Origin of the sequence: Tenacibaculum sp. MAR_2009_124 (assembly GCF_900105455.1) — a bacterium.
In the GTDB taxonomy this organism is placed as follows: Bacteria; Bacteroidota; Bacteroidia; order Flavobacteriales; family Flavobacteriaceae; genus Polaribacter.
The window spans coordinates 342420-360384 of the sequence record NZ_FNSF01000007.1 but is presented as its reverse complement, the minus strand read 5'-3'; the positions used below and the strand labels follow the sequence as shown (position 1 = coordinate 360384).

Sequence of the window (17965 nt, the reverse complement as noted above, 5' to 3'; positions counted from 1 at the left end):
CAAACAACTAGTACAAAACTCTAAACCTAATTGTTCCTTCAACTTTCTTAAGATCACTTATAACTTCTTGATTATATTTTTTATCTACATCAGTAATTACATAACCTACTTTCTCATCAGTAGATAAATATTGTCCCGAAATATTCAATTCAAATTTAGCTAAAACCTCATTAATCTTAGCCATAATACCTGGTACATTTTTATGTATATGTAAAAACCTATGTGCGTTTTTATGTTTTGGCAATCTAATATTAGGAAAGTTTACAGCATCTACAGTGTTCCCAGAGTTAATATAAGCCATAATTTTACTTGGCACAAAATCGGCTATATCTCTTTGAGCCTCTTCTGTACTCCCTCCAACATGAGGCGTTAAAATAACATTATCTAACCCTTTTAGCTTTGTATAAAACCCTCCATTTTTCCTTGGCTCTTCAGGATATACATCTATAGCTGCTCCAGCTATTTTCCCAGATTTAAGGGCATCCACTAAGGCATCAATATCAACAACGAAACCTCTTGAAAGATTCACTAAATGAGCTCCATCTTTCATTTGAGCTATTTCCTCTTTACCTATAAAGTTTTTATTGGCTGCATTATCATCAATATGTAACGTAATTACATCTGAAATATTTAATAACTCATTAAGTGAATTAATCTTAGTCGCATTCCCTAAAGCCAATTTATCCTCAACATCATAGTAATAAACATCCATTCCTAAAGCTTCTGCAAGTACAGACAATTGCTTTCCTATATTACCATACCCAACAATTCCAAGTTTTTTACCTCTAACCTCTCTTGATCCTTGTGCTGTTTTGTTCCATTGTTCGTTATGAATTTCCGTACTTCTTTGGAAAACGCTTCTCATTAACATGATAATTTCTCCAATTGCCAATTCAACTACTGAACGTGTATTACTATATGGTGCATTGAAAACTGCTATTCCTCTCTCTTTACATGCTTCTAGGTCTATTTGTTTCGTTCCAATACAAAACGCAGAAACTACCATTAATTTCTCAGCTGCCTCAACTACTCTTTTAGTAACTTGAGTTTTAGAGCGAATCCCTAAAACATGAACATCTTTTATCTTTTCTACTAACTCATCTTCAGACAAGCTTCTTGACACAGTTTCAACCGAAAACCCATCTTCGGCTAATCTCATTTTAGCATCTGCATGAACATTTTCAAGCAAAAGCATTTTAATTCTATTTTTTGGGTATGATATATTTCTTGGCAAATCGTTTATAAATAAAAATTCATCTAAATTTGGTGCAATATGATCGGCATTTGCAACTGTTTTATCTCTTAGCACATTTTCGGTATATGCGAAAAATTTATCCGCAACTCCTGCTTCTTTCGTTACATAATCACTGTAACCATCTCCAATAACCTGAATTTCTCCTTCAAGCTCTAAATCTTTCAAACACTTTATTTTACCGTTGTGTTTCGATAAAACATTATCTCTATCAAAACCAACGATGGTTCCATTTTTATCGAACTCAAATGTATTCGCATGCACTCTATTAGCAGGAATATTATATTCTTCAACAATTGGAACAATAAACTCTTTAAAACCAGCAGATATTACATAAATATCGTCTGAGTAGTTTTCAAAAAACTCTTTATTCCTTTCTATCGATTTTGAAACTTTCTTTTTCAATTCATCAATTAAAAGGGTTAAATCAGACTTTTTAGCATTTAACAATTGAATTCTTCGCTCCAAAGATTCCGTAAATGAAATCTCCCCATCAATTCCAAGGTTTGTTAAATTAACTATTCCCTGAATAATTTCATCTTTTTTTGGATTATTGGTCAAAGTAATTTCAGCTAAAACATCAAGTGCCTCAACTTTAGTTAACGTACTGTCAAAATCAAATATAAAATTTCGTTTTATAGTACTCACTGTATTCATGGTTTAGTGTATTGTGTTGTGATGTGCAAATTACAAAGGTTCTGTTAAAAAAGTATCACAAAACCACAACATTTTTGGTTTGACTAAGTTTTACTTAAAGAAAATCATTTTTTCCATGTATAACCTACAAAAGTATAAGTAAAAACCACCATATAATAGGAATAGCTTCCACTCCCAAAGAGCTATAAAAAAAAGGCTGATCCTCTGAAGCCCTCATTAAGAATACCAAAACTATAAAAAACACAACCACAAACACGTTCGAAAAGCTGGTATTCCCATCAATCAAAAATTCTAAAATCAGACAAATTGATAGAATAACAAACCCCATTTTTTTAGTCTGTTTAAGTCCTATTTTTTTTGGAATTGTTTGCAAAGAAATAGCATCAAACTTCATATCTCGAATATCAAAAGGAAGGATTAATACAAAAACAAATAAAAACCTTTGTACAACCATCAACAATATATTCATTATATCCAGTTTATTTACTCCAAAATCATACGCTGGAAGAATAACGGTAACGGCACTCCAAACTAACGAAACAATTAGTATTTTCAAATAACTAATACTACGAAGATTCTTTCTAAAACCACCAAAAAAAGGGATTGCATATAGCACGGTTATAACTCCAAATGGAATGATTAATATTTTCGTTTCTCGCTTCAAATGAAAAAAATAATAACAAAAAAAAAGAAAACAGAAGAAGGAAAATATTTGAATCAACTTTAAATTTTTTGTCAAACTTCTATGGTGCAATTTGGCAACTCCAGCATATTTAACAAAATTATACCCAGTAATAGTTCCGAAGAAAACAAAATAACTGAGCGATGTATTATACGGCACTCCCAAATATAACTCAGTGATTCTCAAAAAACAACACACGGACAGCGCTACATGAATACTTGAATTTATATAAAATTTTATGCCCTTTTTTAAGTAATTCATTAAACAAAAATAACATATCTCCCCAGAAATTAATATTCTCACAATAAATAATCAATTTGCTCAAAAAAAGATAGGTTACAAATCAGCAATTTTCTTTATTTTTGAACCACCTAAAACAAACAGCACAAATGAACACAAATTCATTTCAATTAAGACATATAGGTCCTCGCTTTGCGGATCAAGAAAAAATGTTAAAAACGATTGGTGTTGACTCTTTAGACACATTGATTTATGAGACAATTCCTGATGACATTCGTTTACATGGTGAACTAAATTTGGAACCTGCTTTAAGTGAATATGAATACTTAAATCATATTAACGAGCTGGCAAAGAAAAATAAAGTTTATAAAAGTTACATTGGGTTAGGATACCATGAAGCCATTTTACCTAGTGTTATACAACGAAACATATTAGAAAATCCAGGTTGGTATACTGCCTACACTCCTTATCAAGCAGAAATTGCCCAAGGAAGATTAGAGGCTTTATTAAATTACCAAACATTAATTTGTGATCTTACTGGAATGGAGTTGGCAAATGCTTCTCTATTAGATGAAAGTACAGCTGCTGCAGAGGCAATGGCACTTCTTTTTGATGTAAGAGAAAGGAGTAAGAAAAAGGCTGGAGCGAATAAATTCTTTGTTTCTAGTGAAATTTTACCTCAAACTTTATCTGTTCTTGAAACAAGAGCCATTCCAATCGGTATTGAGTTAATTATTGGAAACCATGAAAATTTTGATTTTTCAGATGATTTTTTTGGTGCAATTGTTCAGTATCCAGGAAAACATGGACAAATATTCGATTATACTGAGTTCGTATCTTCTGCAAATGCAAACAACATTAAAGTTGCTGTTGCTGCTGATATTTTATCTTTAGTAAAACTAAAGGCTCCTGGAGAATTTGGCGCTGATGTCGTTGTTGGTACAACTCAACGTTTCGGTATTCCTTTAGGTTACGGAGGACCTCATGCAGGTTATTTCGCAACCAAAGAAGCTTATAAAAGAAGTATTCCAGGAAGGATTATTGGAGTAACCAAAGATAGAGATGGTGGACGTGCTTTAAGAATGGCCTTACAAACTCGTGAGCAGCATATTAAACGTGAAAGAGCTACATCCAATATTTGTACCGCTCAAGTTTTATTAGCTGTTATGGCGGGAATGTATGCCGTATACCATGGTAAAGAAGGTTTACAGTACATTTCTAACAGAGCTCATAGCGCGGCGACAACACTTACTGCTGCTTTAGGTAGACTAGGGTTTAAACAAAAGAACTCTTCTTATTTTGATACTATTTTAGTTGAAGTTGAAACTCATAAATTGAAAGAAACAGCTGAATCTAATGGTATCAACTTTAATTATATTGATGATAATCATGTATCGATTTCATTAAACGAAACGGTTGGTTTAAAAGAAATTAATGCGATAGTAGATTGCTTCGAACAAGCTTTCAATATTCAAGACATTACTATAAATGAGTTCAGCTCAACTGATGCCATTCCTGAAGAATTATTAAGAAATACTGACTTTTTAACGAACGAAGTATTTAACACCTATCACTCTGAAACAGAGATGATGCGTTACATAAAGAAATTGGAACGTAAAGATTTAGCTTTAAATCATTCTATGATCTCATTAGGATCATGTACTATGAAGTTAAATGCTGCTTCTGAAATGATACCTTTAAGCAATCCTCAATGGGGTAATATTCATCCGTTTGTTCCTATTGACCAAGCAGAAGGTTACCAAGAAGTATTAAAAAACTTAGAAAGTCAACTTAATGTAATTACAGGTTTCGCTGGAACTTCATTACAACCTAACTCAGGAGCTCAGGGAGAGTTTGCTGGTTTAATGGTTATTAGAGCTTACCACCAAGCAAATGGTAATCACAATAGAAATATTTGCCTTATTCCCGCTTCGGCACATGGAACGAACCCTGCTTCGGCTGTAATGGCTGGTATGAAAGTTGTTGTTACCAAAACTGATGAAAAAGGTAATATTAATGTAGAAGATTTACGTGCTAAAGCTGAATTACACAAGGACAACTTAGCGGCATTAATGGTGACATACCCATCAACACATGGAGTATATGAAAAAGCCATTAAAGAAATTACGCAAATCATACATGACAATGGAGGTCAAGTATACATGGACGGTGCCAACATGAATGCTCAAGTTGGACTTACAAATCCAGCAACTATTGGAGCCGATGTTTGTCACCTAAATTTACATAAAACTTTTGCCATACCTCACGGAGGAGGAGGACCAGGAGTTGGACCAATTTGCGTGGCTCCTCAATTAGTACCTTTCTTGCCTACCAATCCAGTTATCGCTACTGGTGGAGAAAAAGCTATTACAGCAATTTCAGCAGCACCTTGGGGCTCATCTTTAGCTTGCTTAATATCTTATGGATACATTACTATGTTGGGTGCGGATGGATTAACAAACTCTACAAAATATGCTATCTTAAACGCTAATTATATGAAAGAGCGTTTGCAAGGACATTTCGACACTCTTTACACTGGAGAAATGGGAAGAGCTGCTCATGAAATGATTCTTGATTGTAGATCTTTCAAAAAAGATGGTATTGAAGTTGTTGACATTGCAAAACGCTTAATGGATTATGGCTTCCATGCTCCTACAGTTTCATTCCCTGTAGCAGGAACTATTATGGTTGAACCTACTGAAAGTGAAAGCTTAGAAGAATTAGATCGATTTTGCGATGCTTTAATATCTATTCGTAAAGAAATTGATACTATTTCTGCTGACAACACCAATAATGTATTGAAAAATGCACCACATACGCAAGAAATGCTTACTTCAGATCAGTGGACTTTACCTTATTCTCGTAAGGAAGCCGCTTTTCCTTTAGATTATATCGCTGAAAACAAGTTTTGGCCAACCGTACGTCGTGTAGATGATGCTTACGGTGATCGTAACTTAATATGCTCTTGTAATCCAATTGAAGACTATATAGACGCTTAATAATACATAAGGAGTAACTTGAAAGTTACTCCTTTTCTTTTTCTACCCCACTCCCACCATTGCTTCTAATCGCTTATAAATCAAACAATTCACAAAGCCCAACTAGAACAAAAACCATTCACCTTAACTTACTCACTCTTAACCGAAAAACTACTATCACTCAAAGAAAACTGAGCAAGTTAACTTTAAAGACTTCATATCTTTAGGAAAGAAATTAGATCCACCCAATCTAAAATCTAGTAAATATTAGAAATAGAATAAATTTCTTATCTAAAATTTAGCAAATCAAAAGTTTAAGGCTACTACCCCCCTAAAAGTTCAACCTTAACCTTAATCTTAAATGAAAAATCATGCATTATTATTGTTATTTATAACAATATTCGGAAGTTGTGCCCATGAAGAAGAATTGGCCCCTATTGAACCCACAGAACCAGATCAAACTGTAGATATTATAGATATTTCTGCAAAAATTAACTCTCCTATTCAAACAAGAGACTACTCTTTTTCTAATCAAGGAGTAAATGGAATATTTGAGGATCCTGAAGTTAAAAAACTATTTCAAGGAAGTATCCATGTAAATTATTCCAACAATTCATCAGATCTTAGCAATACCGATATTGAAATTGTGTGGAGAAGTAATATTGACGGTATCCTTTTTAAAGGTACTCCTAATAATTACTTTGAGAGCGATCTTCACGAAAACCTTAGTACAGGTTTACATACCATATATTTTGAGGCGTCTATTAACGGAAAAGATATTATTTCGAAAGACTCCATTATGCTTTCTAATAATATTAAATTAACAGCAAACAATACGAGTAAGGCAGTAAAGTTAAATTGGACGAAGTATAATGGAGACGATTTTGTTTCTTATCAAATATTTAGTGAAGACTTTACCCCCATTTCTGAAATACATGATATTAACACCTTAGAATATGACTATAAAGACTTCGCTTCTCTTACTGAAGATAAAAATTATCAAATCGTTGTAAAAACGGAAGTACCAAAAGATCATATTATCGGAAGCAATATCGAAAGTATGCACCCAGGTGAATTCATTGAGTTCCCTTATTACTTAAGAAAAATCATAAAAGACCCAATCAGACCAAGATTATATGCACTTGTTGGTCATAGAAACTACTCTGCTAGTGACTATGGACTTGTTGTTATCGACAAAACAGATGAAACATTTGAAATTTCCTCTCATATACTAAAAGAAGATTTTTTTACAGATTTCGTAATCTCTCAAAATGCTTCTCATCTTTTCTTATCTCAAATTGGAAGTGATAAAATTACAAAGCTCGATCTTAGTAATTTAGAAAACACAACATTTACAACGCATACAGACGGATGGGGAATTGAAAAAATAGAAATCGCAATGAATAACACCTTGCTATGTTACAGCAATTCACCCGCAATGAACGGTTCTAAATTTACAATTTATGATGGTAATTCTGGTACCAAACTAATTGGACCAATTGTAAACCCTATAACCTTCAATGGTATAAAATTTAGCTTTCTAAATAACGCAATCTATGGTGGTAAAAGTGGTTCTAATAGTGGTCAGCTCTATAAATATTCAATTAGTAACAACTTATTGACTTTAAACACTACTCCTATTAGCACATCACTAGTTACCAATCAAACTCACGAACTATTCCTTACACAAGACACACAACACATATTTTGGGAAAATCATCAACTTGATCTTAACTTAAACATTACAAGAACATTTGATGCTCCCGTAAAAGCTTGCAGTCCAGCAAACACATTTCTGGCAGATCTTAATAGAGTTTTTGACTACCATGGTGCATTCACTATTTTCGAATTCCCTAACTTTCCTGAAACAAACTCTAATGTTACCAGTTCTTTAGTTTTTCCCAATGAATCAAACATTGTGTACTGCAGAGCTAGTCAATCGAACGTAATAAACAACGGAGAAGAATATTATCCAGCCAATACACAAATATTTAACTTTAAAATAGGCAAATCCGACGTTTATTAACAATATAGGGAATCATTATTACTATCTTTTGATTTTCACCTATTTTTTTAACCGTGAAACAAGCTTCCTGACAAGAAGCTTGTTTTTTTTATTAGACACCATTATGTTTTCCTTTAAAAATTAGGTTCATACTAAACAATAAAATATTTTTGCAATAAATTTAAAATCGGTCTTATGAAAAGACTATTATTAATTGCTATACCATTATTTTTATCTACAAACTCCTATTGCCAAATTGGACGACAGGTCACAACAATTTACCGTGGTGACTTTTATATATCAGGAGGATTAGCTCTTACCTCTGAAAATAGAAATATAAATAATGTTGACAGATCTCCAGAAAGTAAAACCTTCGGATATAGCATCTCTCCTAAATTCGGTTATTTTTTTAATGATAATTTAGCCATTGGTGCAGGTGGAAGTATAACTCATAATGATAATGAAAATTTTAATGGCAGTAACTTCACATATAACAAACAATACAACTCTTATAGCGTTTTTGCCTTCTTAAAAAAATTCTTCAATATTGACAAAAAACTATTATTTTCCTTGCAAGGAGAGCTAAGGTACTCTCATATCAAAAAGAATATAGAAAGTATTCAAACATTTCCAAATGAATATCTTATAACCAACAACATCTCGGATATTTACGAATTAGGAGTGCGACCAGGAATAACTTTTTTTCTAACAAAAAAAATAGCCTTTGAGGCTAGTTTTGGTTTTTTAACATACAACATCGCTACCACAATATCAGATAACCCTTATCAACAAGTCACGTCTAACAATTTCGATTTAGACTTCAATTCAGAAAACTTAGTTTTTGGATTAGCAATTTTTCTATAAGGCTTTTATGCTTTGAAATACTATTTTAAACATTCATAAATCATAAATTTCTTATTCTCTTTTATCACTTCAACTGAGTTGAATATTTTACTCAGATGAGTTTTATAATTCAAATGTTTATTGGCTACCAAAACAAAGCGACCTTCTTTTTTTAAACAATCACAAACCATTTCAAATAGAGATAAACTTACCTCTATATTATTTTCAAATTCGAAGTGAAATGGTGGGTTAGAAAGAACAACATCAAACTCTTTTCCTTTAAGATCAATAATGGTATCACTACATATAAATACAGCCTTCTTATTGTTTAAATTAATTTTAGCAGACTCTATAGCTAAGCTAAAATCGTCAATAAAAGTAACTTCCGCTTCTGGATTTTGCTCTGTTACTACATAACCTATCACACCATTACCACAAGCCAAATCAAGCACTCTGGTTTCGGTATTTTTTATGTTGATATTCTCAAGAAAGAATTTCGTACCAATATCAATTCTACTTGAAGAAAACACACCATAGTATTGCAAAAATAGATTTCCATCAAATTCAATGCGATTTACTAATTCTTTAGCCAGTATATCTTTTTTAGGCTTCTTTAAAATTAATAACCTTGCTTTCTTCCAAGCTTTTGTTTGCTCAGTAGTTTCGAAATACAACTCTGCTATTTCCAACATACTTTTTGAAAAATGCTTGGTCATAAAACAACATATTACTTCAGTATTTTCATGTGCGCTTCTATGAATATTATACAGAAACAACTCAAAAAGCTCTAAAGACTTAGGGGTTTTTATCAAAGCTAAATCAACCCGCTTGTAATCCTCCAATGGATCCAAGAACGAAACTTTCGAATCAAGTGAATTCCTTTCTAAATTTTGAACTATTGCTTTTTGCTGACTAGCATGAGTTATTATTACACGGACATCCAATTTATTCAAAACACAACTCCAAACCCCAAATCGATCGTTAAACGTATGAATTGTTTTACTATCATAGTCTTTGACATAATCCAAAGCCATTAATTCGGCATTACTCCAAGCCCGTAAATTATTGTCCTTAGTTTGAGGATATCTTTCTAATAAAAAACTTTCTTTATGTATATCTAAAACCAATTAACCTTAATTTTTAATTATAATATATCTCATCCAACGGAGAAATTTTATCACTCTTATCTCTTCTAAATACATTTTGAGCTTCTAATTTAGATATAGAGTCTTTCCCCATAGCTGCAACCATTTCCTTTACCGCAGAAACTGTTTTTTGATGGTAATTTTGTACTCTTTCATTTTTATACTTCACTACTAGCGCTTCAACTAAATCATCATCTTGAGTAGCCACACCAACAGGACATGTATCTAAATTGCACTCACGTGCTTGAATACATCCCAGACTAAGCATAAAACTTCGTGCCATACCTATTACATCAGCTCCAAGCGCCAAGTACTTCACAACATCGAATGCATCAACAGCTTTTCCACTGGCCATAATTTTGATCTGATCTTTTAATCCATATTTTTTCAATGTTTTATTGATAAAAACAAGTCCTTCAATCAATGGAGTTCCAATATAGTTTGTAAACTCTAAAGGAGCCGACCCTGTACCTCCTTCACCTCCATCCACAGCAATAAAATCAGGGTAATTATTTGAATCCGAAAACTCCTTAATCATAGCTTCTATTTCATCAGTATTCCCAACACACAATTTAACACCTACAGGTTTTCCATTACTCAACTCCCTTACCTTTTGAATAAACTCAATCATCTCAGTAAAATTTGAAAAGGATGAATGGCTAGGAGGAGAATCAACTCTTGTATATGGTTTAACCGCTCGTATTTTAGCAATTTCCTCAGTATTTTTTTTTGCTGGTAAGATCCCTCCATGCCCAGGCTTTGCACCCTGTGAAAATTTAATTTCTATCATTTTCACTTCAGGCCTTATTGCATTATTTCTAAAAATCTCATCATTAAAAACTCTCTTTCCATTTTTCGTTTCTCCAGCTCCAAAATATCCAGTTCCTACTTGAAATATCAAATCTCCGCCTTGTAAATGATAAGGTGAAATTCCACCCTCGCCAGTATTATGAGCAAAATCTCCAAGTTTTGCTCCTTGATTTAAAGCCATGATTGCATTTTTACTTAATGAACCAAATGACATGGCTGAAATATTTATTATAGATGCATTATATTTTTGAGAACATTTATCCGAACCTATTAGAATTCTCTCACCTTCAATATGATGATGATCAGTTGGAAACAATGAATGCTTCACAAACTCATACCCTTTTGCATAAACATCATGCTGAGTACCAAATGGTATCGTTTCAATTTCTTTTTTAGATCTCTGATAGACAATACTTCTTTTTTCGCGGTTAATGGGAGTTCCATTTAAATCATCTTCAATAAAGTATTGTTGAATTTTTTCACGTTCTTCTTCAAAAACCCATCTCAATCTTGCCACAATAGGAAAAGCGCGCATCAATGAATGTTTTTTCTGAACAAAGGCATCAAACAATGCTAGTAAGGTAAAAATAGTAGAAATAGTTAACAAAATAAAGTTCCCCATCTCAGGTATAAAAAAAGTTAACACTCCACATAAAATGTTAAGTCCAATAACCACAGCTAGTATTGTATCTCTCATATAATCAAGTTTTAGAAGCTAAAAATACAAGTTTTATTGCATAAAAAAAGCTCTGAAATAATCAGAGCTTATATATTGTAAAAAATTCAAATTATTTCTTGAATTTTGCGTATTTGTTTTTGAATTTATCAATACGTCCAGCAGTATCAACTAACTTAGACTTACCAGTATAGAAAGGGTGAGATGTTCTAGAAATTTCCAATTTAATTAATGGATACTCTTCTCCTTCAAATTCTAATGTTTCTTTTGTATTTGCAGTAGATCGAGTAATAAATACATCTCCGTTTGACATATCTTTGAATGCAACCAATCTATAATTTTCTGGGTGTATACCTTTTTTCATCTTAATATTACTTTAAATTTTATAATCAAATTGTTTAAAGTTGGTAAAGCTTTAAACGCCTTCACAAAAATCAAAAACCTGCAATGGCTATTTGAAGGTGCAAATTTAACCCTTTTTTTTAATTTCCAAACAATAAATTGTTTTAATTTGTAGGGTCAAAAATAAACTTGAAAACAAATATCATTTCATTATGAACATTTATAAATATCTTGCTTTTACCTGTTTAGCTGGTATACTATTAACTTCTTGCAGTGAAAATAATTATAAATTTAAGCTTAACACCACTAAAAAAGCTAACCTAGGAGCAAAAGCAAATATTGAATTTGAACAATTAAAAGGAAATAAAATTGATTCAGTTCACATTTATGTTAATAAGAAAAGAGTCAATAAAAATGAAACAAAAGTTTCTTTTAACACTTCCGATTTTGGTGTTGGAAAGCATTTGATTACCGCCATCGCTTTTTATCCAAATAAGTCGAAAAAATTAAATAATTCTATTGAGGTTTTTGCGGATAAACGTTACACTTCATACAAGTTCAAAATAGTAAACACGTACCCACATGATAACAAAGCATATACCCAAGGGCTAGAATATCACAATGGATTCTTATATGAAACCACTGGTAGAAGAGGTAAATCGAGTTTAAGAAAAGTTGAATTAAAAACTGGAAAAGTTCTTCAACAAATCAATTTAGATAAAAAGTACTTCGGAGAAGGTATGACTATTTTTGATAATAAAATTTACTGGCTTACTTGGCAAGCACGTAAAGGTTTTATCTATTCACTAGATACTTTCGAGAAAATTGGCAGCTTTAATTACAACAAAAGTAATGAAGGTTGGGGGTTAACTCATAACGATAACGAGTTAATCAAATCTGACGGAACTAATAAAATCTGGTTCTTAAATCCAAGTGATCAAAAAGAAAAGAGAAATATTCAAGTATACACCAACAAACTCACGATAAAAGAATTAAACGAACTAGAACTTATTAACGGCAAAATCTATGCAAATTATTGGAAAAAACCTTTAATCGCTATTATAAATCCTGAAAACGGTATTGTTGAAGGAATAATTAACTTAACTGGTTTGGTTGAGGAAATGAAAAAAACTCAAAGTTTAGTCGATGAAGACGAAGTTTTAAACGGAATTGCTTTCGACAAAGAGAATAATAGGATGTTCGTTACTGGAAAAAACTGGAATAAATTATTTGAAATAGAAATAATTAAACAATAATTTCTGTTTTAAATTGTTATTTTAGAACCATTAAACCTTTCTTCTAAAATATTTTGATGAGATCTACTTTATTAATTGTCGTTGCTGTTATATTCATTTTTTCTGCTGGCTCTTGCAGAAAAGATTTTGAGACTATACCTAATTTTGGGAGTCTAGAATTTTCAAAAGATACTATCTTTTTGGATACGATTTTTAGTAATATAGGATCTTCAACTTATAATTTAAAAATATATAATAGAAGTAATAATGCTATTACTATTCCTTCTATAAAACTTGAAAACGGAACTACATCAAGCTATAGATTAAACGTTGATGGAATTCCAGGAAAAGAATTCGAGCAAATTGATATTTTAGCCAGAGACAGTATATTCATTTTTGTAGAAACTACTGTTGATTTCAGCTCAATTACTGATCCTTTGTATACAGATAAAATTCTCTTTGATAATGGTAATAACCAACAAAGTGTAGATTTAGTAACTCTTGTTCAAGATGCCAATTTTATCTTCCCGAATAGAACTGGTTTAGAAATAGAAACCCTAACTATTAACGGTGAAGAAACTAATATACAAGGGCGATACTTAACTGATGAGGAATTGAACTTCTCAGCAGATAAGCCCTACGTAATTTATGGTTATGCTGCAGTGCCTTCAGGCAAAACATTAACTATTGAAAAAGGTACTAATATTCACTTTCATAATAATTCTGGACTTATAGTTGATAACAATGCTACTTTAACTGCCAATGGTACTTTAGAACAAAAGATTACTTTTCAAGGAGATCGATTGGAACATCAATTTGACAGAGTTCCTGGTCAATGGGGAACTATTTGGATTAGAAATGGTAGTATAAATAATATATTTTCTAATGTTGTGATAAAAAATGCTGTAGTCGGAACATTAGTGGAAGGGTTGTCAGATACTCCTTCAATTACCCTACTTAATACAGAGATATACGATTGCGCCGCTTATGGGCTGTTTGCAAGAAACACTAACATTATAGGTAATAATTTGGTTATCGGAAGTGCTGGACAATCTTCTTTAGCTTGCACTCATGGCGGTAAGTACAATTTTAATCATGCCACTTTTGCCAATTATTGGAACAACAGTCTCCGACAACTTCCTTCTGTTATTATCAACAACCATTATACTTTTAAAAATAATAGTAACGAAGAAGTAACTGACGTAAAAGATTTAATAGAAGCTAACTTCTCTAACACCATTATTGAAGGAAACAACAATATTGAGTTAATATTTGATAAAATAGGGACTACTATTTTTAATTACAACCTTAACCATTGTTTAATTCAATTTAATGATTTAAACAACGTTTATTCAAATGTGGAAGAACTAAACCTTAGCGATACATCTCACTATCAAAATAACATTATTAACGGACTTCCCGATTTTGAAAATCCATTCGAAAACATGTTTTCAATACTATTTAATAGTGATGCTATCGGTAGTGGTAACTTCACTCCACTAACAGAAGACATTGAAGGAAATTCAAGAACCACTTCAATAGATATTGGAGCTTTCCAATTTATAGAAGAATAGCTTCAAACTCCTTATTTTATTAAATTATTTGTAATAATTTCCTTTTTGTTTTAGAAATATTTAACATATTGAAAATTAGTGATTATTTCTTAATAAGAGCCTATTCCTTTATTTTTAAGGCATTTTTACTTCATTTTTTTTGTTAAAAAATTGCTTCTTTAAGATTTATTTAAGATTTTAGCAACTAATTAATTCAAATAATTATATAATGAGAACAAAGTTTAATGGAATTTTAACGCTATTACTGGCGTTGGTTGTGCAAATTTCCTTTGCGCAAGACCGAACAATTTCAGGTACCGTTTCTGACGAATCAGGTCCATTACCTGGGGTTACAGTCTTGAAAAAGGGCACAACACAGGGTACTGAAACTGACTTTGACGGAAACTACTCTTTAAAGGCTAAATCAGGGGATGTACTTGTATTTAGTTTTGTTGGGATGAAATCAGCTCAAAAAACGGTTAACGGTGCTAATCAAATTAATGTGCTTATGGAAAATGACAACTTACTTGAAGAGGTTGTTGTTGTTGGGTATGGTACAACTACAAAAAAAGCTTATGCCGGTACCGCTGCAACTATTCAAACTGAAAACCTTGAGGCCAAATCATTTTCGAATGTTTCTCAAGCGTTAGCAGGAGAGGTTGCGGGTGTTACTGTTATTAACACTTCAGGTCAACCAGGAAGTATTGGTACAGTTCGTATTAGAGGTTATGGGTCTCCTTTAGGAAATCGTAGTCCTCTTTATGTTGTTGATGGTGTACCATTTGCTGGTAACTTCGATTTGAATTCAGTTAACCCTGCAGATATTAAAACTACTACCGTATTAAAAGATGCTACAGCAACGGCTATTTATGGTTCACGTGGAGCGAATGGTGTTGTTTTAATAACAACTAAATCTGGATCTAAATCAGAAAAAGGTTATATTGAAGTAGACGTTAAGACAGGTATTAATCAACAAATAATTCCTCGTTACGAAGTTCTTTCTTCACCTGAAGAGTTTATTGGTTTAGTTTGGGAAGGTTTATATAATCGTGGAGTATTTGGAGACCCTGCACAGCCTGATCCGGAAGCTTTCGCCAATAACACTTTATTCGGTAATGATGGTATCGGTCAAGGTTACAATTTATGGAATGTTACTGATGCAGCGTCTTTAATCGACCCTACCACTAGAACCGTAAGACCTGGGGTGCAAAGATTATTTACCCCTGAAAGATATGGGGATATAGCTTTTGGCACAGGAATAAGATCTGAGGCCAACCTTAGAATTGGAGGTGGTTCTGAAAAATCAAAATACTTCTTTTCAGTAGGATACTTAGATGACAGCGGGTATACAGTTAATTCTGATTACAGAAGATATTCGACAAGATTAAACGTTAATTCAGATGTAAAAGATTGGTTGACAGTTGGCGTAAATATGGGGTATTCTTACTCAGAAAGCACTAATAACGGACAAATAGAAGGGTCTGAAAATGTTTTTGAATTTGCTGATAAAATGGCTCCTATATACCCCGTTTTCGCGAGATATCCAGGTACTGGAGACTTAATTCCAGATCCAATTTATGGTGGTTCTCAATATGACTATGGAGCTCAAACCTCAATAATTAATAATTTTGGTTTTGATAGAAACAGACCTAATGCTAATAACTTAAATGCAATTGGTTCGGCTGTACTTGATTTTTTAGGCGCGGATACACATGGTTTAAATGGAAATGTTTCTGCTAATTTTAAGCTTACTGATGACCTAACCTTCGAAACCCAATTTGGAGGTCAATATTCTTATGAAAAACGAGTAGATGCTGGTAACCATGTATATGGAACTTCAGAAGGATCTGGTGGTACTTTAGGAATTAGAGATCGTATTAGATGGTCTAAAACATTTTTGCAGTTATTAAGATTTAACAAATCTTTTGGTGACCATTCATTTGAGGCTTTAGCTGCACATGAAACTTTTGAACGTAGCTTTGCTCAATCTAATGTATCTAAGCAAAGTGTAGTTGTTCCTGGTTTATATGTACCTAACAATTATCTTCTTACTACATCACCTACTTCAGGTTATCAAAATGCATCTGCTATAGAATCTTACTTTGGTCAAGTGAATTATAACTTTGCCAATAAATACTTCTTAACTGGTTCTTTAAGAACCGATGGCTCTTCACGTTTCGTAAAAGATAAATGGGGAGTATTTGGTTCTATTGGTGCTGCATGGATTATTAGCGAAGAAGATTTTATGTCCAATAGTTTTGTTTCCTTTCTAAAACTAAAAACTTCGTATGGTGTTACTGGTGATCAGGATGGCGCGGAAACTTGGCGAGGGTACAATACTTTCAACGCTGACTCTGTTGGTGGTGAATTGGCTTTATCTGAAAGAATTCCTGGAGATGAAAATTTAACATGGGAAACATCTAAAATGTTTCAAGTGGGAATAGAAAGTGGTTTTGGGCAATACTTGGATGCTAATTTTGATTTCTACAGAAAAAATACTGACAATTTGTTTTTTAATGCTCGAAGAGGTCCATCTGTAGGTTTCTCTTCTATTCGCGTTAATGATGGAGAAATTTTAAATCAAGGTTTTGAATTTGATCTAACGGGTCATATTGTTAATACGGAAGACTTTAAGCTTGATTTAAGTGTTAACGGTGAAATGTTAACCAATGAGTTTGTTACCATGCCATTAGATGCATCGACTGGGCTACCTAAAATCTTAGACGCTGGTTCAAGTGAGGATAGTGGGCTTTTCGCTTTTGCTGCTGGTAGATCAATGTTTGATTTCTATTTAAGAGAATCAGCAGGTGTAGACCCTGCTGATGGTACACCTATGTGGTATCAATATTATGATGATAAAAATGACAATGGTGTTTTAGATGCTGGTGAAGGTGATTTTGCTATAGAAGAAAATGGTATAAACACAAGTACGACTTCTTCTCTTTTCGAATATCAGCAAAGAGTTTCAGGAGCTAATATTAAAAGAACTACCACAAAGGTTTATGGAGATGCTACCCAAGTTTTTATAGATAAATCTTTTATTCCAGATTTAAGAGGAGCTTTCAGATTGTCAGGGAAATTCAAGAATTTTGATTTCTCAACTCAATTTACTTATAGTATAGGTGGATATGCGTTTGACGCTCAATATCAAGAATTAATGACTGATCGCTTTGGTGCGGCTTCTACAAACTACCATGTTGATATTAGAAACAGATGGTCACAGCCAGGTGATGTGACGGATGTTCCAAGGTTAGCTGATGGATTGGAGCAAAACTCTACCTCTGACCGTTTCATTACTAGCACTGACTTTATTGCTTTAAATAATGCCAGAATTGGATATACAGTACCTAGTTCTTTTATGCCGAATTCTGGTATAGACTTAATTAACTTATGGGTTTCTGGAGATAACTTATTTATTGAATCTGCCAGAAAAGGATTTAACCCTTCAATACGTGAGACAGGTAATTCTGGACGTAGAATTTATGCTCCTGCTACAACCATAACTTTCGGTGTAAGAGTTAAGTTTTAATTTTATAAACTAGTAGAT

Annotated in this window: 11 protein-coding genes; 6 read left to right on the top strand and 5 right to left on the bottom strand. The window is 32.7% G+C overall.

The features are described from left to right. Positions 1-7 precede the first annotated feature (7 nt). Both serA and BLW23_RS18465 read right to left on the bottom strand, forming a co-directional pair. Positions 8-1909 (bottom strand): phosphoglycerate dehydrogenase, encoded by a 1902-nt coding sequence (serA, locus tag BLW23_RS18470; RefSeq protein ID WP_410529758.1) that lies wholly within the window; start codon positions 1907-1909, stop codon positions 8-10. Positions 1910-2033: 124 nt separating this feature from the next. Further along, positions 2034-2573, bottom strand: coding sequence for a UbiA prenyltransferase family protein (locus BLW23_RS18465; RefSeq protein WP_255362829.1), 540 nt, complete (start codon positions 2571-2573; stop codon positions 2034-2036). Positions 2574-2980: 407 nt separating this feature from the next. Here BLW23_RS18465 and gcvP point away from each other — a divergent pair, with 407 nt between their 5' ends. The 3 genes from gcvP to BLW23_RS18450 all read left to right on the top strand — a co-directional run bounded on the left by gcvP (position 2981) and on the right by BLW23_RS18450 (position 8678). Further along, entirely contained in the window at positions 2981-5830 is a 2850-nt protein-coding gene (gcvP, locus tag BLW23_RS18460) for an aminomethyl-transferring glycine dehydrogenase (protein ID WP_093672639.1), read from the top strand. Between the two features lie 340 nt (positions 5831-6170). Then, positions 6171-7835 (top strand): hypothetical protein, encoded by a 1665-nt coding sequence (locus BLW23_RS18455; RefSeq protein WP_093672637.1) that lies wholly within the window; start codon positions 6171-6173, stop codon positions 7833-7835. Between the two features lie 174 nt (positions 7836-8009). Beyond that, entirely contained in the window at positions 8010-8678 is a 669-nt protein-coding gene (locus BLW23_RS18450; protein WP_093672635.1) for a TonB-dependent receptor, read from the top strand. 20 nt (positions 8679-8698) lie between these two features. On the opposite strand, the gene BLW23_RS18445 is transcribed toward BLW23_RS18450, so the two are convergent. The 3 genes from BLW23_RS18445 to BLW23_RS18435 form a co-directional block, all read right to left on the bottom strand. Further along, positions 8699-9784 carry a methyltransferase gene (locus BLW23_RS18445; protein ID WP_093672633.1) on the bottom strand — a complete coding sequence of 362 codons (1086 nt, stop codon included), beginning with the start codon at positions 9782-9784 and terminating at the stop codon, positions 8699-8701. A 13-nt stretch (positions 9785-9797) separates the two neighbouring features. Further along, positions 9798-11309 carry an FMN-binding glutamate synthase family protein gene (locus tag BLW23_RS18440; protein ID WP_093672631.1) on the bottom strand — a complete coding sequence of 504 codons (1512 nt, stop codon included), beginning with the start codon at positions 11307-11309 and terminating at the stop codon, positions 9798-9800. Positions 11310-11400: 91 nt separating this feature from the next. Continuing rightward, the gene (locus BLW23_RS18435; RefSeq protein WP_093672629.1) at positions 11401-11652 is read right to left on the bottom strand and encodes a type B 50S ribosomal protein L31; all 252 of its coding nucleotides are present in this window, start codon (positions 11650-11652) and stop codon (positions 11401-11403) included. Positions 11653-11842: 190 nt separating this feature from the next. Between BLW23_RS18435 and BLW23_RS18430 the strand changes: the two genes are divergently transcribed. The 3 genes from BLW23_RS18430 to BLW23_RS18420 all read left to right on the top strand — a co-directional run bounded on the left by BLW23_RS18430 (position 11843) and on the right by BLW23_RS18420 (position 17947). Further along, positions 11843-12886 carry a glutaminyl-peptide cyclotransferase gene (locus tag BLW23_RS18430; protein ID WP_093672627.1) on the top strand — a complete coding sequence of 348 codons (1044 nt, stop codon included), beginning with the start codon at positions 11843-11845 and terminating at the stop codon, positions 12884-12886. A 56-nt stretch (positions 12887-12942) separates the two neighbouring features. Continuing rightward, positions 12943-14439: a hypothetical protein gene (locus tag BLW23_RS18425; protein WP_093672625.1), complete on the top strand. Its 1497-nt coding sequence runs from the start codon at positions 12943-12945 to the stop codon at positions 14437-14439. A 208-nt stretch (positions 14440-14647) separates the two neighbouring features. Beyond that, positions 14648-17947, top strand: coding sequence for a SusC/RagA family TonB-linked outer membrane protein (locus BLW23_RS18420; protein ID WP_093672623.1), 3300 nt, complete (start codon positions 14648-14650; stop codon positions 17945-17947). The last annotated feature ends 18 nt before the right edge of the window (positions 17948-17965 follow it).

Coding starts and splice junctions, on each gene's coding strand:
- BLW23_RS18450 (WP_093672635.1), top strand. CDS start 8,010: ATGAAAAGACTATTATTAATTGCTATACCATTATTTTTATCTACAAAC.
- BLW23_RS18455 (WP_093672637.1), top strand. CDS start 6,171: ATGAAAAATCATGCATTATTATTGTTATTTATAACAATATTCGGAAGT.
- serA (WP_410529758.1), bottom strand. CDS start 1,909: ATGAATACAGTGAGTACTATAAAACGAAATTTTATATTTGATTTTGAC.
- BLW23_RS18440 (WP_093672631.1), bottom strand. CDS start 11,309: ATGAGAGATACAATACTAGCTGTGGTTATTGGACTTAACATTTTATGT.
- BLW23_RS18420 (WP_093672623.1), top strand. CDS start 14,648: ATGAGAACAAAGTTTAATGGAATTTTAACGCTATTACTGGCGTTGGTT.
- BLW23_RS18430 (WP_093672627.1), top strand. CDS start 11,843: ATGAACATTTATAAATATCTTGCTTTTACCTGTTTAGCTGGTATACTA.
- BLW23_RS18435 (WP_093672629.1), bottom strand. CDS start 11,652: ATGAAAAAAGGTATACACCCAGAAAATTATAGATTGGTTGCATTCAAA.
- BLW23_RS18425 (WP_093672625.1), top strand. CDS start 12,943: ATGAGATCTACTTTATTAATTGTCGTTGCTGTTATATTCATTTTTTCT.
- gcvP (WP_093672639.1), top strand. CDS start 2,981: ATGAACACAAATTCATTTCAATTAAGACATATAGGTCCTCGCTTTGCG.